This is a genomic window from Nocardia sp. CA-128927 (assembly GCF_050955855.1).
GTDB lineage: Bacteria > Actinomycetota > Actinomycetes > Mycobacteriales > Mycobacteriaceae > Nocardia.
In genome coordinates this window covers 2938871-2960141 of sequence record NZ_CP192087.1, presented here as the reverse complement: position 1 = coordinate 2960141, position 21271 = coordinate 2938871, and the positions used below count along the sequence as shown (strand labels likewise).

Annotated in this window: 21 protein-coding genes; 9 read left to right on the top strand and 12 right to left on the bottom strand. The window is 66.0% G+C overall.

Annotated features, from left to right (window positions below):
- Positions 1 to 18: 18 nt before the first annotated feature.
- Positions 19 to 999: a hypothetical protein gene (locus tag ACQPW1_RS14060; protein WP_433663153.1), complete on the bottom strand. Its 981-nt coding sequence runs from the start codon at positions 997 to 999 to the stop codon at positions 19 to 21.
- A gap of 390 nt (positions 1000 to 1389) precedes the next feature.
- On the opposite strand from ACQPW1_RS14060, the gene ACQPW1_RS14055 reads away from it, so the two are divergent.
- Entirely contained in the window at positions 1390 to 2796 is a 1407-nt protein-coding gene (locus ACQPW1_RS14055; protein WP_433663152.1) for a glycoside hydrolase domain-containing protein, read from the top strand.
- A gap of 42 nt (positions 2797 to 2838) precedes the next feature.
- Here the strand turns inward: ACQPW1_RS14055 and ACQPW1_RS14050 are convergent, their stop codons facing one another.
- A complete protein-coding gene (locus tag ACQPW1_RS14050; RefSeq protein ID WP_433663151.1) occupies positions 2839 to 3219 on the bottom strand; it encodes a winged helix-turn-helix transcriptional regulator in 381 nt (126 codons plus the stop codon).
- A gap of 111 nt (positions 3220 to 3330) precedes the next feature.
- On the opposite strand from ACQPW1_RS14050, the gene ACQPW1_RS14045 reads away from it, so the two are divergent.
- Together ACQPW1_RS14045 and ACQPW1_RS14040 are read left to right on the top strand one after the other, a co-directional pair.
- Positions 3331 to 3738, top strand: coding sequence for a RidA family protein (locus tag ACQPW1_RS14045; RefSeq protein WP_433663150.1), 408 nt, complete (start codon positions 3331 to 3333; stop codon positions 3736 to 3738).
- Between the two features lie 69 nt (positions 3739 to 3807).
- Complete coding sequence (locus ACQPW1_RS14040) at positions 3808 to 4311, top strand: HAD domain-containing protein (protein WP_433663149.1); 504 nt, start codon at positions 3808 to 3810, stop codon at positions 4309 to 4311.
- Here ACQPW1_RS14040 and ACQPW1_RS14035 read toward each other — a convergent pair.
- Positions 4271 to 4696 carry a fumarylacetoacetate hydrolase family protein gene (locus ACQPW1_RS14035; protein ID WP_433663148.1) on the bottom strand — a complete coding sequence of 142 codons (426 nt, stop codon included), beginning with the start codon at positions 4694 to 4696 and terminating at the stop codon, positions 4271 to 4273. The two genes, ACQPW1_RS14040 and ACQPW1_RS14035, sit on opposite strands and share 41 nt — an antisense overlap.
- Before the next feature lie 22 nt (positions 4697 to 4718).
- Positions 4719 to 5102: a winged helix-turn-helix transcriptional regulator gene (locus ACQPW1_RS14030; RefSeq protein ID WP_433663147.1), complete on the bottom strand. Its 384-nt coding sequence runs from the start codon at positions 5100 to 5102 to the stop codon at positions 4719 to 4721.
- Positions 5103 to 5194: 92 nt separating this feature from the next.
- On the opposite strand from ACQPW1_RS14030, the gene ACQPW1_RS14025 reads away from it, so the two are divergent.
- On the top strand, positions 5195 to 6034 hold the full coding sequence (locus tag ACQPW1_RS14025) for an NAD(P)H-binding protein (RefSeq protein WP_433663146.1): 840 nt from the start codon (positions 5195 to 5197) through the stop codon (positions 6032 to 6034).
- Positions 6035 to 6064: 30 nt separating this feature from the next.
- Here the strand turns inward: ACQPW1_RS14025 and ACQPW1_RS14020 are convergent, their stop codons facing one another.
- From ACQPW1_RS14020 to ACQPW1_RS14010, 3 genes are all read right to left on the bottom strand, one after another.
- Positions 6065 to 8809 (bottom strand): P-loop NTPase fold protein, encoded by a 2745-nt coding sequence (locus tag ACQPW1_RS14020; protein WP_433663145.1) that lies wholly within the window; start codon positions 8807 to 8809, stop codon positions 6065 to 6067.
- 119 nt (positions 8810 to 8928) lie between these two features.
- The gene (locus tag ACQPW1_RS14015; protein ID WP_433663144.1) at positions 8929 to 9462 is read right to left on the bottom strand and encodes a DUF3145 domain-containing protein; all 534 of its coding nucleotides are present in this window, start codon (positions 9460 to 9462) and stop codon (positions 8929 to 8931) included.
- Between the two features lie 95 nt (positions 9463 to 9557).
- A complete protein-coding gene (locus ACQPW1_RS14010; protein WP_433663143.1) occupies positions 9558 to 10391 on the bottom strand; it encodes a serine hydrolase domain-containing protein in 834 nt (277 codons plus the stop codon).
- Between the two features lie 42 nt (positions 10392 to 10433).
- On the opposite strand from ACQPW1_RS14010, the gene ACQPW1_RS14005 reads away from it, so the two are divergent.
- Complete coding sequence (locus ACQPW1_RS14005; RefSeq protein ID WP_433663142.1) at positions 10434 to 11627, top strand: serine hydrolase domain-containing protein; 1194 nt, start codon at positions 10434 to 10436, stop codon at positions 11625 to 11627.
- A 12-nt stretch (positions 11628 to 11639) separates the two neighbouring features.
- Here the strand turns inward: ACQPW1_RS14005 and ACQPW1_RS14000 are convergent, their stop codons facing one another.
- The gene (locus tag ACQPW1_RS14000) at positions 11640 to 12167 is read right to left on the bottom strand and encodes a hypothetical protein (RefSeq protein ID WP_433663141.1); all 528 of its coding nucleotides are present in this window, start codon (positions 12165 to 12167) and stop codon (positions 11640 to 11642) included.
- Between the two features lie 110 nt (positions 12168 to 12277).
- Between ACQPW1_RS14000 and ACQPW1_RS13995 the strand changes: the two genes are divergently transcribed.
- Positions 12278 to 12778 (top strand): GNAT family N-acetyltransferase, encoded by a 501-nt coding sequence (locus ACQPW1_RS13995; RefSeq protein WP_433663140.1) that lies wholly within the window; start codon positions 12278 to 12280, stop codon positions 12776 to 12778.
- Between the two features lie 86 nt (positions 12779 to 12864).
- A complete protein-coding gene (locus tag ACQPW1_RS13990) occupies positions 12865 to 13212 on the top strand; it encodes an iron chaperone (protein ID WP_433663139.1) in 348 nt (115 codons plus the stop codon).
- A 74-nt stretch (positions 13213 to 13286) separates the two neighbouring features.
- Here ACQPW1_RS13990 and ACQPW1_RS13985 read toward each other — a convergent pair whose 3' ends face one another.
- The 3 genes from ACQPW1_RS13985 to ACQPW1_RS13975 form a co-directional block, all read right to left on the bottom strand.
- Entirely contained in the window at positions 13287 to 14417 is a 1131-nt protein-coding gene (locus ACQPW1_RS13985; RefSeq protein ID WP_433663138.1) for an NDMA-dependent alcohol dehydrogenase, read from the bottom strand.
- Positions 14418 to 14560: 143 nt separating this feature from the next.
- Entirely contained in the window at positions 14561 to 15091 is a 531-nt protein-coding gene (locus tag ACQPW1_RS13980; RefSeq protein WP_433663137.1) for a DinB family protein, read from the bottom strand.
- A 71-nt stretch (positions 15092 to 15162) separates the two neighbouring features.
- The gene (locus ACQPW1_RS13975) at positions 15163 to 16227 is read right to left on the bottom strand and encodes a phosphotransferase family protein (protein ID WP_433663136.1); all 1065 of its coding nucleotides are present in this window, start codon (positions 16225 to 16227) and stop codon (positions 15163 to 15165) included.
- Between the two features lie 80 nt (positions 16228 to 16307).
- Between ACQPW1_RS13975 and pabB the strand changes: the two genes are divergently transcribed.
- Positions 16308 to 18563: an aminodeoxychorismate synthase component I gene (gene pabB, locus ACQPW1_RS13970; protein WP_433663135.1), complete on the top strand. Its 2256-nt coding sequence runs from the start codon at positions 16308 to 16310 to the stop codon at positions 18561 to 18563.
- 105 nt (positions 18564 to 18668) lie between these two features.
- The gene (locus tag ACQPW1_RS13965) at positions 18669 to 20462 is read left to right on the top strand and encodes a TerD family protein (protein WP_433663134.1); all 1794 of its coding nucleotides are present in this window, start codon (positions 18669 to 18671) and stop codon (positions 20460 to 20462) included.
- 78 nt (positions 20463 to 20540) lie between these two features.
- Here the strand turns inward: ACQPW1_RS13965 and ACQPW1_RS13960 are convergent, their stop codons facing one another.
- Positions 20541 to 21266: a TetR/AcrR family transcriptional regulator gene (locus ACQPW1_RS13960; protein ID WP_433663133.1), complete on the bottom strand. Its 726-nt coding sequence runs from the start codon at positions 21264 to 21266 to the stop codon at positions 20541 to 20543.
- Between the last annotated feature and the right edge of the window lie 5 nt (positions 21267 to 21271).

Here is a 21271-nt window from a genome sequence, read left to right as displayed (position 1 = left end):
TTGTCGAATTTCGTTTAGCTACCGCCGGTGAATTCCGGTCCGTGGAAAGAAGTCACGTTCGGCAGCGGTGATGAGGTCGCGATAGCCCATGCCGTAGGTCCACGCCGCATACCGGAATGCGTCGAGAGCCGCCTCGAGTGGATCGTCGTTGTCGACGCAGAAGTAGGCACCCACCGGTGGATATTGCTGAATGTGTGCACTCGAGCCCGGCACCCCGGAGACGACCGTCTTCGATATGCGGGTGTCACTGTCGAGGCGGCGGCGCAACCGTTTACTGCTCTGAAAATGAGGCGGGGGTGGCTGATTGTCGTCCATGGCCCGCAGACCTTCGCGGATCCAATCGACGTCGGCGAGGCCCGCACGTTCGAAGGCACGGTGCACACTCCAACGCGCGAAGGCCCGCTGCTGCTCCGGGGTGAGTGCTTCGACATCCTCGAGCAGTCTGTCGGCGATCGCCGACAGGTAGTACGCGGAGACGATCCCGGCGAGCGCGGGACTCGGCGGGTGGATGCCCCATTGCCGAGTGCGCTCGTAGACGGCCTGTGCCAGTGGATGGTCGGGCGTGACACGCCGCACGTCACCGTAGTCGTCGATGACGAAGACAACGCCGTAGTCGATTCGGACCTGATCGGTCGGCAATGGGGACGACGCGTTGTCGGTTCTTCGCGGGTTCCGGACTCGGGACACCCCACAGGCGGGTGACGAGTGTCGCGGCTGTTGGTATTCGGCGAACTCTCCGGTGCGGTACTCGGCGATTTCCCCAGTGTGGTACCCGAGGAACTCCCCCGTATCGGTGGCATCGTTGCCACCGGCATAGGCGGGCAGCAAGAAGCGGCCCGACGGGATCGGATCCGCTGGCCACATCGAGTCGTCGGCGCCAGACTCCTCGACTACCTCCCAGCCGCCGCGATCGGCATCGGTGGTCCCATAGTCGGCAGTGCTGTCGGTTCCCCGGAACTGGCTGTGGTGAGCGCGGATTTGGTGGCGTGGTGTTCGCATGGTCAATTCCCCTGACGTAGAAGCGGTCTCGTCCAGCAGCGGGTGGCGTGATGCCACCTTCCTCGGTCGACAGCACCGCTCAGGAAGCCGCTACTGGTCGGCCGCCCAACAGTAATATTCAGTAAATTCCGGCATCTGTTATCGAATATGTCGGACCTCACGCGATCATCGTTAGCCGCATAAAGCCACGCTAAACGCAGTGTTAATTACGCTGATATCCGAGCACTACCGGGTCGGTCGTCGGCGCTGGTGACCGGTGGGGCCGGGCCGCGGAACGGCCCGGCAGCTCAGGCCAGGAGCACGAGTAAGATGGGAGCACAGGAACGCTGAAGAACGTGGGCGTTCACCTCCTGTCGTGAGGCATATCGACGCAACCGAACCAGGCCAGTGATGCAGCTACTGGATTTCTCCGCCGCACTTATCGAACCGCGAGCCATCCTGGACGCGGGATACGCCGGGGTCATCGGCTACTTCTCCGACTCCCGGCCCGGAACGAATTTCGGCGCGAAACCATTGCGACGCGACTACTGCGACCAGCTTCGCGCCGCCGGGTTGGAGATCGTGTCGAACTACCAGTACGGCAAGGGCGACACCTCCGATTGGCTCGGTGGATATGACGCGGGCGCCCGCCACGCCGAGATCTGCATGACCTACCACACCGAAGCCGGTGGTCCCGGCAACCGGCCGCTCTACGCGCCCGTCGACGCCAATCCCACACTGGAGCAGTGGAACTCGCTCATCGCGCCCTTCCTGCGCGGCTGGGCGTCGGTGGTCGGCCTGCGCTGGACCGGCATGTACGGCAACGCCCGCTGCATCGACTGGGCACTGGAAGACGGTGTGGCCAACTGGTTTTGGCAGCACAACTGGTCCGGCGATCCATCCATCAACGGACACCATCCCGCGGCGCATCTGCATCAGATCGAGATCGATCAACGCGAAATCGGCGGTGTCGGCGTGGACGTCGACGAGGTGCTGAAGCCCGACTACGGCCAATGGTCCGCGGCGAGACCCGATTTCACCGAACTCGACCAGATCGGCATCAGCCCCAACCATTCCTCCCGCGGCGGGTCGCCCGTGCTGTGGTTCCTGCTGCACACCCAGGAGGGCAACGGGACCGCGGAATCGCTCGCGCGTTATCTACAGGACCCGAACAGCGGGGTGTCTTATCACTACACGGTGGACAATGCGGGAACCGTTGTGGACGTGGTGGATACCGAACGCGCCGCGTGGTCGGCACTGGATGCCAACAACCGATCGATCAACCTGTGTTTCGCCGGGTCTCGTGCCGCGTGGGGGCGCGCCGAGTGGCTGAACTACATGGGTCGTGCCATCGATATCACCGCCTACCTGGCCGTGCGGGACGGTCTGCGGTACGACATCCCGCCACGGATCATCAGCCCGGCCGAGCTCGGTCGCGGCGAAGCGGGTATCGCCGACCACAACGCGGTGACCATCGGGCTGGGCGTCGGGACGCATACCGACGTCGGCCCCGGCTTCCCCTGGGACATCTTCTCGGCCGCGGTAGCGAAGTACTCCGGCCAACCGAATGGAGACGGCATGGCTCTGCTGGACGAAACACTGACGAACTGGGCCGGACGCACCGTGACCACCCGTGACGTCCTCAAGTACATGGACTTCTACAACGGCTTGATCCTGGATCAGCTCATCGGGCCCGGCGCCAGGGAACAGAACGGCCAGGTCACTCGCTGGCCGCAACTCGGCGACCACACCGTCGTCGAAGCGCTCGCCCTCATCGGCGAGAAGCTGGGGCTCGAAGGGTTCGGGCTGGACCAGTGAAGGCGTAGCGCGCGGCGGCGTTGTCGGGCAGGAGCTTTCCCGTCAGGCGTCGAATCGGCGGCGGGAGGTCTCGATGTGGCCGAGGTAGCGGTGGGTCCAGCCGCACATCCGATCGACTGTTTCGCGAAGGGCCTGGCCCGGTTCGAGGAGGGTGTACTCGACTCGCGGCGGGACGGTCGGGTGCACGTTTCGCTCGACCAGACCGTTGCGTTCCAGCATGCGCAGGTTCTGGGTGAGCATCTTGTGGCTGATGCCCTCGACCTCGTTCCGCAGCTCGCCGAACCGCAGGGTGCGTTCACCCAGCGTCTCGATGATCAGCAGCGCCCACTTGTTGGCCACATCCGAGAAGATCTCGCGCGCCAACGAATCCGCGCGCGACAGGTCCGCGGCGTTGTCCGCGCCGCTGAGCTGCTTAGTCACCATCAGGTTCCCCAGTCACTTAAAAGTGCGTTCTTCCACGTCAGCGCACACTCTCCTACAGTTCTCCAGTAACCACAAGAGAGTGTCAACGAGCTCTCACCACATGGAGGAAGCATGACCATCACCCTCGTAAACCCCAAGGGCCTACCGGAAATCGGCGCCTACCGACAGGTCTCTATCGCCACCGGATCGAAGCTCGTCTTCATCGCCGGCCAGGTCTCCTGGGACGCCGACGGCACCACCATCGGCAAGGACGACCTCGCCACCCAGGTCGAACAGTGCTACCTCAACATCGCCACCGCCCTCGCCGAACTCGGCGCCACCTTCGACAACGTCGCGAAACTAACTGTCTACGTGGTCGATTGGACCCCCGACAAGATGCCCCAGTTCATGGAGGGCGTAACCCGTGCCGCCACAAAGCTAGGCGTCACCCCGATAGCACCAGGCACCCTGATCGGCGTCGCCGCACTGGACATCCCCGACCACCTGGTCGAAGTGGAAGCCACCGCCATCCTCGACTGAACCCGTTCGACGAGCATCGAACCGGTTCGCGCACTTGGCCATTCGCCGCACCCCGCTATCGTGTGATCGATGACCGGAGACGAAGAGCGCCCGCTGCTCTTCCTCGATGTCGACGGGCCGCTACTCCCGTTCGGCGCGGGTACCCGGCCGGAACCCCACAACCTTGCCCCGGTCGGGCACTTGGCGCGGTTGCGTCCGAAAGTCGGACTTCAGTTGGCGGCTCTGCCATGCGAGCTGGTCTGGGCCACCACCTGGGAAGAAGACGCAAACACAGAGATTGCGCCACGAATCGGGCTGCCACGACTCCCCGTGGTCGTCTGGCCCGATCCGTCCGACGAACAACTGCGCGAGGACCAGTGGTTCGGACTGCATTGGAAGACCCGGACCCTGGTGGGCTGGGCAGCCGGGCGCCCGTTCGTCTGGGTCGACGACGAGCTCACCGATTCCGATCGGGAGTGGGTGGCCGCCCACCATGAGGGTCAGGCCCTGCTCCACCGCGTCGAGGCTTCCCGTGGCCTCGATGACGAGGACTTCACCGTTCTCGAGGAATGGCTACAAAGTCAGCGCAGGTAATGGCCACCGTCCGTATCGACAGAAGCACGGGCCAGCCGACCTGAGCTAGCGACTCCCCGTCAACCACGGTGTTGCGGAGGGTGCCGATGCCGGAGATTTCGACGACATCGCCCGGCGCCATCGGTGCGACGCCGGCGGGGCTGCCGGTGAGTAGGACATCGCCGGGTTCGAGGGTGATCCAGCGGGTTACGTATTCCAGTAGTTCTCCTGCTCCGAACACCATTTCGGCGGTCGGGGCGGATTGGACGACTTTGCCGTCTAGGCGGGCGATGATGTGTAGGGCGGAGGGGCCGGGGATGTCGGTTTCGATCCATGGCCAAGCCCTCTCCGCCGACCTCCGCTGAGGCCTCGTCCGCCCCGCGTCGGAGCGGCGGGCGAGGGTCATCGAGAGTTCGACCGGCTTCGGGCTAGCTGAGCACGACCGGTGGTGGGGTCTGGAGGAGGTCGCGACCGATTCGGTCGAACAGTACCTTCAGGGGTTCGCCGACGTCTTGGCCGAATTGGGTCAGGCCGTAGGTGACCTGGGGTGGGGTTGTCGGCTCGACCTCGCGCCAGACCAGGCCGTCTTGCACGAGTGCGCGGAGGGTTTGGGCGAGCATCTTCTCGCTGATGCCCTGGATGCTTTCGCGTAGCTCGTAGAAGCGAAGGTCGTTACCACGCAGGGAGATCAGGACCCAGACACCCCATCTGCTGGTGATGTGGTTGAGCACGTCACGCGCGGGGCAGTCGGTGTGAAACACCTCATAGCGGTCGCCGACCTCGGCCGGTGCTGGCTGCGCGCCTCCCATCATGTCATGAGCTTACTCAAAGGTATGTCCTTACAAAACGACAGCTCGGCTCCTAGCGTCATCGCCGCACTGAACATCGCACAAAGGAGCTGAACATGATCGTGGTGACCGGGGCTACCGGAAATGTGGGCCGACCGTTGACGCAGGCGCTGGCCGAGGCGGGCGAGCAGGTGACTGCGGTGTCGCGGCGGGCGGCTGAAGTGCCGGACGGGGTCCGGCACGTGGCGGCCGACCTGGCCGAGCCGACGAGTCTCGCACCGGTGCTGGACGGGGCGAAGGCGCTGTTCCTCCTGTTGTCCGGCGACCTGCACGCGCCCGGTGCCAGGCCTGCGGACATCATCGGCTTGGCCGCCGACAGTGGCGTCCGCCGGGTCGTCTTGCTGTCCTCGCAGGGTGTGTCGACCAGGCCGCTCGGGCCGACGCGGGTCGCGATGCGCGCGCTGGAGGACGCGGCGCGGGAGTCCGGCATGGACTGGGTCATGTTGCGGCCCGGCGGTTTTGCCTCCAACGCGTTCGCCTGGGTGGAGTCCGTCCGCGCGCACGGCGTGGTCGCCGCACCCTTTGGCAACGTCGGCGTGCCGGTCATCGACCCGGCTGATATCGCCGAAGTCGCCGCGGCCAGCCTGCTGGACAACCGGCACGCCGGCAGCGTGTACGAGCTGACCGGGCCGGAGGTGATCACGCCGCGCCAGCAGGCGGAGACCATCGCCGCCGCTATCGGCTCGCCGGTGCGGTTCCAGGAACTCACCCGCTCGGAAGCCAAGGCCGGGATGATCCAGTTCGTGCCCGCGGAGCTCGCCGACGACACGCTGGACATCATCAGCGCGCCGAATTCGGCTGAGCTACAGATCAGCCCGGACGTGGAGCGGGTACTCGGCCGCGCCCCGCGTTCCTTCGCGGACTGGGTCGCTCGCAATATCGGCGCGTTCCGCTGAGGCGCGACTGGCTGCCGAGCCGATAGCGGCCTACTTGCCGACTGTCGCGTCCGCGACATTCGTCGTCATCAGCACGTAGGAGAAACGGCGGATTCGCGGCAGCCAGGCCTGGAGGACCGACAAGTCGGGCAGGGAGACGTCTTCCGAGACCTTCGCCAAGCCGCGGTGGAGCCGAATCCAGTGCGGCAGATGGGCATTCGGGAAGTCTCCGACAACTCGATTCGACCAGCCTGTCGCCGATCGGAGTGGTTCGAGGTCGAGGACGAATTGACTCCAGGGGGCGTGCGGCGGCCGACGGGCGATGCCACCGTCGACATCGTTGCTCGGGTCCGGCGGAGTGTCGAGTACACCGCAGAGGAGCCGCGCATGAGCAGTGAGCAGGCCGAGGAGCAGGACTACGGCCTGGTATTCACCTGGGCGACCGTCAGTTCCGAGGAATCGGGAGGCGTCGGAGAGGTCGCGGGTGGCTCGCACCATGCGGTACAGGTTGAAGACGCGTTTCGCCTCGCGCGGGGTTTCGATCAGCAGATCCAGCGAAGTCAGCAGGGCCAGTTCGGGTTCGGTGAGTGGTCTCGGTACCTCGGTGATCACTCGCTGCTGGGTGTCGACCTCGGATCCTGGCTCGATGACGATGGACCCGCCATCGGTGTAGATGTTGTTCGGCAAATCAGGTCGACGCGGATCCGGTTGGGTCACAGCTTGTTCGGTCTGCGCTGGGGGTTCGACTTCGCCTTGGTCGATCGATCGGAGCAATCGACCGAGGCTCCCTTCCGACATGGTCGGCAGCGCGAGTGGGATGTTGAGGATCTTCTCCAGATAGTCCTCTGGCGTGTGCCAATCATCCGCCGGGTCACCGGCGATTCCGTCGTGCAGCAGGTCGGCGTACTGACTGCGCAGCGAACGGAGCAGCCATCTCGGGTCGACACCGACGACAACTACGAACAACTCGAACGCCAGTAGGAGATGGACTGCTTGTAGTACGGCGACGACCTGGTCCGGGCGGCAGCGGTCGAGGTCGTCGATGTACAGCACGATGCGATCCGCGGGGCGGTGCGATCCAGCCCATTCCTCCGGATGCTTGCGCCAGTCGTCCATCAGCCGGACGAGTTGTGCGAGGTCCTTGCGAATGGTCGAAACCAGGCCCAGATTCCCGGAATACGAGTCACCTTGCGCGCGATCGGCGAGAAAGGAGTAGAGGCGTCGGCCCGGCGCGAGTTGCGCCAACTGCCTGCCGAGCTCGCCGACGTGCACGACGACGTCGTCGAGTTGTGCTTGTGCGACCCGCTGTTCGGCTTCGGCGGTGCGCAGTTCGGCGAGCTTGTCGGCCAGTTCCTTGGCGGCGGCGTCCTTGGTTACCCGGCTCAACTGCGACTGCACGTCCTCGGTGACCTCGCGCAGATTCCGCAATCCCGCGCGGGTTCGGGTAAGAAGCCAAATGCCCGTGCCGCTGCCGAACAGCGTCAGGAAACCGAGGACCGGGCCGACCCATTGCCGAATCTCCGGTGCGAACTTCACCACCACGACTCCAGCCACCAGCAGGATGCCCGCGACCGCGAGCGACAGACGACCCCACCGTTCGGATGCCCCACGACGCAGCTCGTCCGCCTCGGTCAGGGTGCCGTGCAGTTGCGCACTGAACAGTTGCGCCTGCTCTACCTCATCGCTGACACCCAATTGGCGCCACATCTCTTTGATCCGGCTACCGAATACCGGAGATGCCCGCAGCGCCGTCAGGAGATCTCCGGCGGTGGTCTTTCGCTCGGCAATCGCTCGGTCCACGTTTGCCTGCAGACGGGCGGCTGTCGCACCGGCCTGCTCCGTGAGGAGCTCCAACTGGTCTCGTTGGTCGAGGTGTTCGGCGAGTTCTGTGCGGATCTGTTTCGCGTGTTCTTTCGGATCGAAATCGGGGCCGGCCAGCTGCCGGAAGATCTCGTCACCGAGGCTCGCCCACAGATTCGTGTCCGCGTAATGCCATGCGTTGAAACCGATTTGCGCGATCTGGTCGCAGTACCGCCTACTGTCCGAGCCGGCCAGTATTCGAACCCTTTCGCGCATCAGCGCCATGAAAGGGCTCTTGCCGGAACCCCATTCGCCGAATATGCCGATGGACAGTGGCAAAGGCGTTGTCCGGTCGGCTATTACGGTCGCCAACATGCCGACGTAGGGGGCAAATCCCAGTTGGTCACTGGACAGCGGGAGCCCTTTGTTGGGGTCTACTAGATCCCGAGCCGTGCCACCGGCCAGTTCGGTTCCGATGGTCCGCGACAGTCGCCTGAACTCCCGAACGATCAGTTGCTCATGCGCCGCTGTTTGGCAGAGAAAGACCAGATGATCCAGGCTATTACGGGAAAGTGCCTGTACCGCTTCGACAATCGCAGGCACGAGTACCGCCGCCACACGGTCTGCGGGCTCGGCCAATGTTCCGGTACCGAGGAGCGGAAATCCGAGCGCCTTTGTCCCATTCGCCACGGCGGCGTCGATCGCGCTGGTGGCGGCAAAACGCAGTGAATCATCGGTGACGTCACTCAGGGCGACAAGGATTGCCCGCCGCAGCGGTGGAGCCACGCTCCCCGAAGCCGCCAGGAACAGCATGGTCGGTTTCTTGCCGCGAACTGGGTAGAATTGAATGGCATCCCACGGCGATTGCGGAAACCGTTCCTTCAGCGCAAGTCCCAATCGGCCGAGTCCACCGCCGACGGACACCACGACCGTGTCGATCTCCAATTCCCACGGCTGACTCGTCCGTGCGACCGAGCACAGGACATTCCCAATCACTCCGAGAGCGATTCCGGACGGCAGCTCGTTCGGCACGTGCACCCCCTGCTGACCCTGCGTTTGCTAGGCCGAAAGGGATTGTAGTGCAACGAACACCGGCGAACCGGTCTGTTGCGAGACTAACCGACGTCCCGCCGCAACCACGTCACCTCGGCACCGGATTCCGTCCCATACCGGTAGATCTCCAAGTCTTCATCCCACGGAGTCCCCAGCGCGCGATCGATTTCCGCGGCCAGGTCATAGGTGTTGTACTTCCCGAGTTCTCCCGCCGCCTGCAGCATTGCCCGCACCCGCATTTCACCGAGCGTGACATCACCATTGGCACTGGTGGAACCGTGCCAAAGCCCGAGGCCGGGCACGAAACAATAACGTTCGCCGTCCACCCCCTCACTGGGGTCCTCGGTGACCTCGAAACGCAGCACGGGCCAGGACCGCAAGGATTGGGCAATCCGGGCGGCGGTGCCTACCGGTCCCATCCATTCGCTGGTTGCGCGCAATTGACCGTCGGCGGGTTGGGCGGTCCAGCGCAACTTCGCGGGCGAGCCGAGTGCGGAGGTGAGCGCCCATTCGACGTGCGGGCACACCGCAGCGGGCGACGAGTGGATGTACACCACACCCGCCGTCACGTCCGCGAACTGACTCGATGCGCGCACTACTAACACCTCCAGCGTCGACGGGGGACGTCTTCCCCAACGAGCCCGTCTGCTGGTGTTGCCTGAGTGTACTGGAGTGCCCGATGTTACGTGTGTTACTTCACCGCCGTGTTGCGTGGGAGTGTCGCCTCCGCAATAACGGCATCACTGAGGGGCGGCCAGGCTGCTCTCGCCCAGTCGCCGAAATTCTGGTCGGTCAATACGAGACACGCCAAAGACGACGCGGGGTCCACCCACAGAAACGTGCCGGACTGCCCGAAATGACCATAAGTTCCCCCGGAATTGGTGCTCCCTGTCCAATGCGGAGTCTTCCCGTCCCGAATCTCGAAACCCAGACCCCAGTCATTGGGGCGCTGCGAGCCGTAACCGGGCAGCACGCCATTGAGGCCGGGGAATTGGACCGAGGTCGCCTCGGCGTGCGTCTGCGCGGAGAGCAACCGCGGGTTCAGCAATTCCCCCGCGAAACGAGCCAGATCGGCGGCGGTGGACCGGCCCGCGTGCCCGGCGGGCCCGGCCAGCACCGAACTGGTCATGCCGAGTGGCTCGAACACCGCGTCGTGCAGGTATTCCTCGAACGCGATCCCGGTCTGCTCGGCGACGAATCGCGCGAGCACCTCGAATCCGATGCTCGAGTAGATGCGCCGGGTGCCGGGCGCGGCCTGGATGTCGGTGGTGTCGAAGGCGAGTCCCGAGGTGTGCGCGAGCAGGTGCCGCACCGTCGATCCCGGCGGGCCGGCGGGCTGATCGAGTTCGATCGCCCCCTCCTCCACCGCGACGAGCACCGCGTAGGCCACCAGCGGCTTGGTCACCGACGCGAGCGGGAACACCCGATCCACGTCCCCCTCGCGCACCTGCTCCCCGTCACGGGTGACGACCGCGCCCGCCGCGTGCCGAACCGGCCAATCCCTGATCTGTTCGAGTGAACCCACTCAGCGAGCGTACGAGAAGAACGCCGTTACCATCGAAACACCATGAGTGAAACACTAACGATCCACGGCGAGGTCGAGTCCGGCTTCGGGCCCGTCGCCGACGCTTTCCGGCGCAACTTCGCCCAGCACGGCGAAATCGGTGCCGCGGTCGCGGTGTACGCGGGCGATCGGCCGGTGGTGGATCTGTGGGCGGGTCATCGTGATCGGCACCGGACTCTGCCGTGGGAACGCGACACGATCGTGCCGGTGTTCTCCTCGACGAAGGGACTGGCCGCGTTCACGCTCGCGGCGGCGGTGTCGAAGGGACTGCTCGACTATGAGCGGCCGGTGGCCGAGTACTGGCCGGAGTTCGCCGCGAACGGCAAGGACAAGGTCACCGTGCGGCAGCTGATCGATCATCAAGCCGGGCTGTCGGGTCTAGATTCGGTGGTGAGGCTGAGTCAGATCGCCGACCTGGACGGACTCGCGCTGATCCTGGCCGCGCAGAAGCCCGCATGGAAGCCGGGCACTCGGCACGGCTATCACGCGATCACTCTCGGCCTCTATCAAGGCGAACTGCTGCGCCGGGTCGACCCGCAGCACCGCACGCTCGGGCGCATCTTCGCCGAGGACTTCGCGAAACCGCTCGGCCTGGATTTCTTCATCGGCCTGCCCGCCGAACAGGGGCTCGAACGCATCGCCACCATGTCCGCGACCCGTGGCCTGGACGCGCTGCGTTACGAACGCGACTTCCCGCTGCGCATCGGTGCCGAGATCGCCGCCAAGCGCGGGTTCGCCTACGCCGCACTGAGCAATCCGCGCACCGGTAGTCCCGTGCGGGCGACCCGACGTGAATTCCTCGAGGTGGAGCTGCCCGGCTCCAACGGTGTCGGCAACGCTCGTGCATTGGCCCGCGTCTACGGCGCCGCAGCCGGTCGCACGGGCGCCCTCCCGATCGACGGCACCTTGCTCGCACAACTGGCGAGCGCGGACACCGCCGACGACGTACCCGCCGGAGACCTGGTGCTGCACATCAAGACTCGCTACCACCTCGGCTTCCGCAAGTCCGGCCGCGAGTTCCGCTTCGGCTCCGACAAGCGCGCCTACGGCACCACCGGCCTCGGCGGTTCCTTCGGATTCGCCGACCCCACAACGGGTCTCGGCTTCGGCTACTCGATGAACCGCCTCGGCCTAGCCGTCCTGGACGACGTCCGCAGCCGCAACCTCCGCGAAGCCTTGCTGCGCTGCACGAGCTGAGCGGTCAATTGCTCAGTGCCACACAGAGATCCTCGTAGGGCCGACCAATGCGAGCAGCTGCCGAGAGGTCTGGCCATCCTTGGACGTCACCCGGACCGACATGAATCCCCGTGCGATGTACCAGTGGTGCTGCGCCGATGCCGGACTGTCCGTGCCGTGCATGCCTGCGGACCAGTCCCGGCCACTCAACACGAAATCACCGGGATCCCGCGTCGGAAAGACCAGCGTGCCGTCACCGGAGATGTCGCGTTCCACCGTCCGGCCAGTGTCCAGATTCGTCGCACGCAACACCAATGCGCCTGTCTCCGTGCCGAATAGCGGGCGACCCTGATCGTCGTACCAGGTGCTCTGCGTCAAATCGCTCACCGGAAACTCGACGTGAGCGGGGAAGGCACAGACATCACCCGCCTGATACTCGTACGGCTGCTGCTGCGGGTGGGTTACGACCGGGACGCCCGGTTCCGCATTCGCCGGTGCGCCCCCGACCGTGCCAAGTACGGCGACAATTGCCGCCAAGGACAAGGTAGTTCGTGTACGCATCACGCGCCCCTTTCTCCTGTCCGCCCATTGTTCCCAGGAACCGCACTGCGCGAGCGCAATTGGCGCAGCCGGGCGAAGTTCGTCGACAGACCTTCCGTAACAATGACCGCATGACCGCTCCGGATGTATGGACTGTCGCGCCAGAGGACTTCGACTCCCCCGTCGCCGCCATGCTGTGGCGCGCCTATTACACCGAAGTCAGTGACCGTTGGTATCGGCTGTATGAAGGGCGGGCGACCGATCCGGTGGAACTCGAGCGTGGGATTGCGGCGACAAGCGGGGGCGAATTCGCGGCGCCTCGTGGTGTATTTCTGGTCGCGCATTATGCGGGCGAACCGGTCGGGACGGCCGGGGTGCATCTGCTCGATGATGCGACCGCGGAGCTGAACCGAGTGTTCGTGCTCGCGGACATGCGAGGGAAGGGTGGTGCGGGGCTTCTCGTTGCGGCCGCCGAGCAGCACGCGCGCACTCTCGGCGCGGAGCGGATGGTGCTCGATACGCGGCTGGACCTGGTGGAGGCCAGGGCGCTGTATGCCCGGCTCGGGTACGCGGAGTCGACGCCGCACAACGACCAGATGTATGCGGAGTGCTGGTATCGCAAGAAGCTTTAGCCGAGCGCCGGTCCTGCTTACACTGACGATGGCTCCACCATCTTCAGCGATTCGATCGATACCCGAGCACGGAATCGAGGGACCTCGTGGCAGAGCAGCCCGCAACCATCGACACATACATCGCCGCATTTCCCGAAGACGTGCGCGGCATCCTCGAAGAAATCCGGCACACCATCCAGCGCGCCCTGCCGGAGGCGACAGAGGCGATCAGTTACGACATCCCGACCTTCAAACTGAACGGCCACAACACCGTCCACTTCGCCGGTTGGAAGAAACACATCAGCGTCTACCCGATCCCGGACGGCGACAAAGCGTTCAACCGCGCCGTCGAACCCTATCGAGCAGGCAAGGGAACGCTGAAGTTCCCGCTGACCAAACCCATCCCCTATGACCTCATCGCGCAGATCGCGACCACCCTGGCCACCCGCCCCTGACCGAAGAATTGGGGCGGACATCCTGGCCGAACTGCGCTCGTGACCCAGCCCGGCCGGGTCACGAACACGCTCGTCTACCAGTCGGCTTCGGTGTACTTGATGATGCCGCGAATGTTCTTGCCGTCCAGCATGTCCTGGTAGCCCTGGTTGATCTCCTCCAGGGCGTAGGTGCGGGTCACCATGTCGTCGAGGTTGAGCTGGCCCGCCTTGTACAGCCGGAGCAGGTTCGGGGCGTCCTGGCGGGCGTTGCCGCCGCCGAAGATGGTGCCCTTCACGGTCTTCTGCAGCATAGACAGCAGGAAGCTGTTCATCTTGACGTCACCGGCGTCCATCCGGCCCATCGACGTGACGACGAGGGTGCCCGCCTTGGCCGTGAGGATCAGACCCTCTTCGACGTAGTCGCCGTGCATTTCGCCCATGGTGAGAATGACCTTCTCGGCCATCCGTCCCTCGGTGGCTTCCAGCAGCGGCATGATCGCGGCGGCCATGCTCTCGTAGGTGTGCGTGGCGCCGAACTTCGCCGCCTGCTCCCGCTTCCACGGATTCGGGTCGATCGCAACGACTTTCGACGCGCCGGAGAGCACCGCGCCCTGCAGCGCGCTCATGCCGACTCCGCCGATGCCCGCGATCACCACGGTCTCACCGGGCGCGACCTGCGCGACATGGGTGGCGGAGCCGAAGCCGGTCGGCACGCCGCAGCCGACCAGGCAGGCCACCTCGAACGGGATGCTCGGGTCGATCTTCACGACCGAGGTGTGGTGCACCGTCATGTACGGCGCGAAGGTGCCGAGCAGGCACATCGGGATGACGTTCTCGCCGCGCGCCTGGATCCGGTAGGTGCCGTCGCTGATCGCCTGACCCATCAGCAGGCCCGCACCCAGATCGCACAGCGCCATGTTGCCGCTCACGCAGGACGGACAGCGCCCGCACGCGGGGATGAACGACAGGATGACATGGTCACCCACCTCGAGGTCGGTGGGGCAGTTCGGCCCGAGCTTGGTGATCACGCCCGCGCCCTCGTGCCCGCCCATCACCGGGAAGGCGGGCATCGGCGTCGCGCCGGTGACGATGTGATGATCGGAATGGCACATGCCCGCTGTTTCCAGCCGGATCTGCACCTCACCGGAGACCGGATCGCCGACCTCGATCTCTTCTACCGACCACTGTTGGTCGATCCCCCACAGGATCGCGCCCTTCGTCTTCATTCCTGTCGACCCTCTCGCATGCACGTGCTTATGTGACTGCACCCACACTAAGCGAAAAGTGGAACGCGTTCTAGTACCGAGTTGGAAATTCAGCGGTATCGGCACTCGAGGGTTCGGAACACGTTCTAGTCCTGCGGCGAATGTCAGCCGCGCACGTCGTGCACGTGGTGGACCAGATCGTGGATGAAGTAGGTCGCGAACGACCCCACCGTGAAGGTCGCGCCGTCACTGCGCTCGCCGCGGCGGTCGCGCCGATCGAGCGGAACAGACTCGAAGGAACGCGCGACCGAATCGGCCGCATCGGCGAGTTCAACGGCGACCCGCGCCGGATCCTGCTGGTCGTAACGGTCGGTCACGGCGGTCTCGTCCTGGTCCCAGTTCGCGAAGCGCGGGACCGTGCCGTCGGCCGATCCGCGCAACATCTGGTCGAGGCGGATATCGAAGAGGCGGCACACGTCGCGGACGTGCGCGCCGTACTCCAGCGGCGACCAGGTCGAGTCGTCCGGGCGCACCCCGGCATCGGGCCGGGTGAGCACCTCGGCGAATCGCGACGCACTGTCGCGCGTCAGCGGCGGCACGTCCTCGTAACGGATCGCAGCGGGGTCGAATCCGCAATCGGGACAAGCCCGTTCGACCACCCAGGTCCAGTTCTTCACATCAGGCTCGATCGGCATGCGCCAAACCTAACCTGGCCGAATACCATCAACCACGGATATCCAGCCAACTGTCGGCGACATCCCGTCAATCACTCCATCAGCGAATGCGCGCGCTCGAACAGCTCTAGCGTGATCGCGTGCAGGAAGTCGCCGACCTGCTTGGGCGCCTTGCCCGCGAACGCGCGCGCATGCGTGCCCTCCAGCACGATGCCGAGCTTGAAACAGGCGAGCACGGTGTACCAGGGGACGGCGCTGAGGTCGCGGTCGGAGAACTGCCCGTAGTGGGCCACCATCTCGTCCGGGGTCGGCAGCCCGCCCGCGGCGCCGAGCTTGCCGACCAGCGCGGCGCCGGTGGTGCCCGGTTCCGGCCGGGTGGCGATCTGCCAGCCCAGATCGAGCAGCGGATCGCCGATGGTGGACATCTCCCAGTCGACCATCGCCGCGACCTCGGGGCCGTCGAAAGAGAACATCATGTTGGCGAGGTGGCAGTCGCCGTGCAGGATGCCCGGGGTCCACTGCGCGGGCCGGTTGCGGTCCAGCCACTCACCGACCCGCTCGACGCCGGGGATCTCCGGACCGGGGTAGCCCTCGTTGGCCGAGTACGACTCGAGTTCGCCGAGCCAGCGCGGCACCTGACGCTCCAGGAAGCCGTCGGGCTTGCCGTAGTCGGACAAGCCGAGGGCCTGGTAGTCGAGCGCGCCGAGCCGGGCGATGGCCTCGACCGCGGACAGTCCCATCGCCTTGCGGACGGCCGGATCGCCCGCGTGCAACTCGGGCAGCTCGTTGGCCGGATTGAAGCCGTTGATCGGCTCCATCAGATAGAAGACCGCGCCGATCACCGAGTCGTCGGGGCAGGCCGCGATCACCCGCGGCGCGCGCACGTCGGTGTCGCTGATCGCGCCGAGCAGCCGGGCCTCGCGCCGGATCACGTCGTTGCTCTTGGCGCGCAGATGCTTCGGCCCGCGGCGCAGCACGTAGTCCCCGCCGCCGCGACCGAACCGCAGCATGACGTTCTGTGTCCCGCCGCCGAGCGAGGTCACGTCCTCGAATTCCCCTGCGGGCAAGCCCTGCTCATCCATCCACTTGCCGACTAGGGCGAAATCGACGAGCGCCGGATCTACGCCAACTGGTTGCGCAACAGACATGTCCAACATTGTGCACCACCCGCCGAAACGAACTGAGGGCACTAGACAACAGTTGGGCCCAACCAGGGCGGCGTAGGGTTTCGAGCACCATGCGCACGTTGTTGATCGACAATTACGATTCGTTCACCTATAACCTGTATCAGCTGATCAGCGAGGTGAACTGCCTCGAGCCGACTGTCGTGCGCAATGACGAGGTCGGCGAGCTGGAATTGGCTCGCTTCGACAACATCGTCATCTCGCCGGGACCGGGCCGACCGGACGTCGCGCGCGATGTCGGAATCTCGGCGGCGGTGATCGCCGAGACGGACCTGCCACTGCTCGGCGTATGCCTCGGTCATCAGGGCATCGTGGTCGCCGCGGGCGGGACGGTCGCCATCGCACCGGCCGCGCGGCACGGCTACCTCGACCGGATCGAACACGACGATCAGGACCTGTTCGCGGGCATCCCCCAGGGTTTCACCGCCGTGCGCTATCACTCGCTGTGCGCCCAGCCGCCGCTGCCGGACAGTCTGGAGATCACCGCGACGGCCGCCGACGGGGTGATCATGGGCGTGCGGCATCGCACGCGGCCGCAGTGGGGTGTGCAGTTCCATCCCGAGTCGATCGCCAGCGAGTTCGGTGCCGCGCTGCTGCGCAACTTCGCGAAACTGACTGCGGCACACCGGGCGCGGGCGACCGGGCGGGAGACGGTCGCGCGGCGATCGGACCCGGTGACCATGCGGCTACGGCCCGTCACCATCGCGCACGCGCAATCGCACTCGGAGACAACGCAATCCACCACCTCCACGCTGGCACCCGAGCAGTTCCCCGCTCTGGTGGAGCAATTCGGCGCGATGGGCAGCGGGCTGCTGAGCGGCCACTCCGGTGTGGCACGACCCGACATCCTCGATCGCTACGGCGGCCAGCCGCGGCATTGGCAACTACAGCACGCGGTGATCGACCGGGCGATCGATACCGAGAGCGCGTTCGTGCGGCTGTATGGCAACTCCCCCACCGCTTTCTGGCTCGACAGCGAGCACGTCGAGCCGGGGCTGGACCGGTTCTCGTTCCTGGGTGACGCGAGTGGACCGCTCGCGGAGGTGGTGCGCTACCGGGTCGGCACCGGCGAGGTGACCGTCGAATCGTCCGACGGGAATCGGCGCGTCGTCGCCGGTGGGATACTCGACTATCTGGCCGCCGAATTGCGCCTGCGCCATCTCGAACTCCCTGATCTGCCTTTCGATTTCGCGGGCGGATACGTCGGGTACCTCGGTTACGAAGTGAAGGCCGATTGCGGCGGACAGCCGGTCCATCGAGCGCCGACACCGGACGCGCAATGGATCTTCGCCGACCGGATCGTGGTGGTCGACCACGTCGGCGGCCGCACTCATCTACTGTCCCTGACGGATTCGACGGCGGACTCGCTGCGCGCGGGCGCCGACTGGCTGCGCGACACCGGGGAAACCCTGGAAACCCTTCCGACATGGGCGAATCCACCGACCCTGGACATGCCGTCGGACGGTGACACCGTCGAACCGCTGCTGACCCGCGGCCGCGAACGCTACCTCGCCGACATCGCGATCTGCCAGGAACGGTTGCACGCGGGCGAATCCTACGAAATCTGCCTCACCGACAGCGTGACCGTGCCCGCCGCCGAGGACGGCGGCCTCGACTTCTATCGCACGCTGCGGCGCTGCAATCCCGCGCCGTACGCGGCCTTCCTGCGGTTCGACGATCTCGAAATCGCCTGCTCCTCACCGGAACGCTTCCTGAAGATCGACCGCAGCCGCACGGTGGAGAGCAAGCCGATCAAGGGCACCGCCGCGCGCGGCAGCACGCCCGCCGAGGACGAACGGCTGGCCCGCGAACTGGCCGACAGCCCGAAGACCAGGGCCGAGAACCTGATGATCGTCGACCTGCTACGCAACGACCTCGGCCGGGTGTGCGAGATCGGCAGCGTGCACGTGCCGAAGCTGATGGCCATCGAGTCGTATATGACCATGCACCAACTGGTTTCCACGGTGCGCGGCACGCTGCGTCCCAGCGTCGTCGTGATCGACTGCCTGCGTGCGTGTTTCCCCGGCGGCTCGATGACCGGCGCCCCGAAGCTGCGCACCATGGAGATCATCGACGAGCTGGAAACCGAGGCGCGCGGCATCTACTCGGGCACCGTCGGTTTCCTCGGGCTCGGCGGCACCGCCGACCTCAACATCGTGATCCGCACCGCGGTGCGCTACGACGGCCGCTGGCGGATCGGCGCGGGCGGCGCCATCGTGCTCGACTCCGACGCCGAGGACGAGTACCACGAGATGGTGCTCAAGGCCGCCGCCACCCTGCGCGCGGCGGCGGACCGCGCCAGCCGCTGAGCCGGACCAGCGCGAGATAAAAACGCCGCTGACGGCGTGCGGCCCGCCGAGTGGAGGGGTCGGCGGAGTCGGCGTGTCGGAGGGTCGTGGCATAGTTCGATCACGATGAAACTCAGCAAAGGCGCCAATGCAGCGGTACCGACATCCCTTCTTGCCGTGGTTGTTTCGTGGCGGTCGGAACACACGGTAGACGCGCATGCCCTCTTGCTGGGCGAGTCGGGCACGGTCCGCACCGATCGCGATCTGGTGTTCTACAACGCCCCGCGCCACGTTTCCCAGGCGGTGACCCTCGATCAGGAGCCCGCGCCGCGGACCGCACGGCTCAGTGTTTCGCTGCCGCGCACCGAGGCGGACGTGGACCGGATCGTGATCACCGGATCGGTCGACGAGGGCACCTTCGGCGACATCACCGGCTTGTCCCTCACCATCCACGACGCGCACGGGCCGATGGCCGGGTTCGCGATCGAGGACGCCGACCCGGTCACCGCGCTGATGTTCGGCGAGTTCTATCGCAGGGACGGTCAGTGGCGGTTCCGCGCCATCGCGCAGGGGTGGTCCACCGGGTTGCCCGGGCTGGTCACCGAATTCGGGGTCAGCGTCGACGAGCAACCGCGAACGTCGCACCCGGCCAACCCGTTCGGTGGACGGTCGCCGCACCCGCCGACGCTGGAGCGGCTTCCCGTGGACGACGACGATTCGTTCGCCGCGCGGCAGGCTCCAACGAATCCACGGCTGCGGCAAACAGATCTGCTCGACCAGCCCCGCTCGCCGTACCAACGACCGGTCGATCTCGCGCGTCGTCCGGCCGACCCGGTGCCCCCGCCCGCCCCGCCGCCGCATCCCGAGCTGGCCGACTGGCATTCGGATCCCGAGAACCCGGCCCGCCTGCGCTGGTGGGACGGAACCGAGTGGACCAGCGCCACCCACCATCGGCCCCAGCCGAGCGACCGGCACTGCGAGCGGTGCGGAAACCTCCGGCGCCGCAAGCTGTTCGGCGGCCTGGCACCGTGTCAGTCGTGCGAAAAGGAGATCGAAGAGTTCCTGACGCACTGGCACACCCAGGCATGGCGGGTACTCACCACGTATGGGCCGCGCGGCCCCGAGTGGGCGGCGCTGTGGGCGTCGTTGCGGTATCAGCGAATCGACGAGAACGCGGGCCGCGAGGCATTGCGCGACGTGGCGCTCAGCTATGTGGAGCGGTTGGTCACCTTCACCTTTGCCGACGGCGAGGTCGAGCACGACGAGCTGGCGGCATTCGAGCACGCCGTCACCGAGTTGGCGCTGAACGGCCCGCTGGTCGAGGACCTACGGCGACGAATGCATCGCGGCCGCGCGCTGTCCCGGCTGCGCGGCGGCGATCTGCCGGTGATGCGCACCCCGGGCCTGCACCTCGACCCCGAAGAGAAGGTGCACCTCGATTTGCCCGCGGTGCACGTCCGCCAGTTGGCCCGCGGTCCGCGGCTCACCGAGGGCAGGCTGATCGTCAGCAACAAGAAGCTGCGCTTCGTCGGCGACGGCACAGGCACCGAATTGCCGTGGTCCCGTGTCGTTTCCGTGCATGCCGAGCAGAACGCGGTGGTGCTCGCGGCGACCTCGTCCCGCGGCGGCGCCACCTTCACCGTCGCCGATTCGGACTACGTTGCCGCCGCGCTGGAGGGGGCGCTACGGGTCGCCAAGCGCCTGATCCTCACCCCCGGCCAGCGCGACACCCGCAGCATCCCGCAGGAGGTGAAAGCCGAAGTGTGGCAACGCGACGGCGGCAAATGCGTCGAGTGCGGCGACAGCCACTACCTCGAGTTCGACCACATCATCCCGCTCAGCCGCGGCGGCGCCACCAGCGCGAGCAACCTGCAGATCCTGTGCCGCGCCTGCAATCGCGCGAAGGGCGCCCGCATCTGAATGCAGCCGCACACCTTCTGACTCCTCGCGTACCGAATCGCATGCGATTGCGTCTGCGGGAGATCAAGAGGTGTGCGGCTATTCGGTCAGCAGGCCTGCCGTGTGGCCTAGGTCGACCAGCATCGCGTCGAAGAGGATCTCGGGGTTGGACAGCGGGATGGGGTAGTTGCCGAAGACTTCCAGGGTGACGTGCCCGTACAGCCGGGCCCACATCTGGATCATCAGATACATCACGCCGAGGTCGAGCTTCTCCGCGGGGAACTTCTGCCCGGACTCCGATAGCGCCGCCAGCAGCTCGGTCTGGAAGTGCACGAGATCGTCGCGCAGCTCCGGCGGGATGACGTCGGTCGGCGGCGTCACGATGTCGTAGCTGGCCAGCAGCCGGCCCGCGGCGGCGAGGAAGATCCGCCCGAACGGCTCGTCGAAGCGGCGCAGCGCGCGGGCCTCGCCGCCGCCGGGCGAGGCGAACACCAGGGTGAACTCCCTGGTGTGCGCCAGCGCCCAGCGTCGAAATCCCTTGCAGATGGCGAAGAACTGCACCACGCCGTCGTCCGGCAGCGTCGCGATCTCGGCGGACAACTCGTCGGCGAGGTCGGCACAGAACTCCAGGCGTAGCCGTTCCAGCAGGTCATCCAGTGACCCGTAATAGCGGTACAGCGCGGGGGCGGTGATGCCGAGCTCGCGCGCGATCGCACGCAGGCTCACCGCTGCTTGTCCATGGTCGACAAGCAACGTCCTGGCCACCCGCCGGATCTCAGCGTCGGTCACGATCGGCGAGCGGCCCCGTGGTTTGGGGTTACTCATGGGTG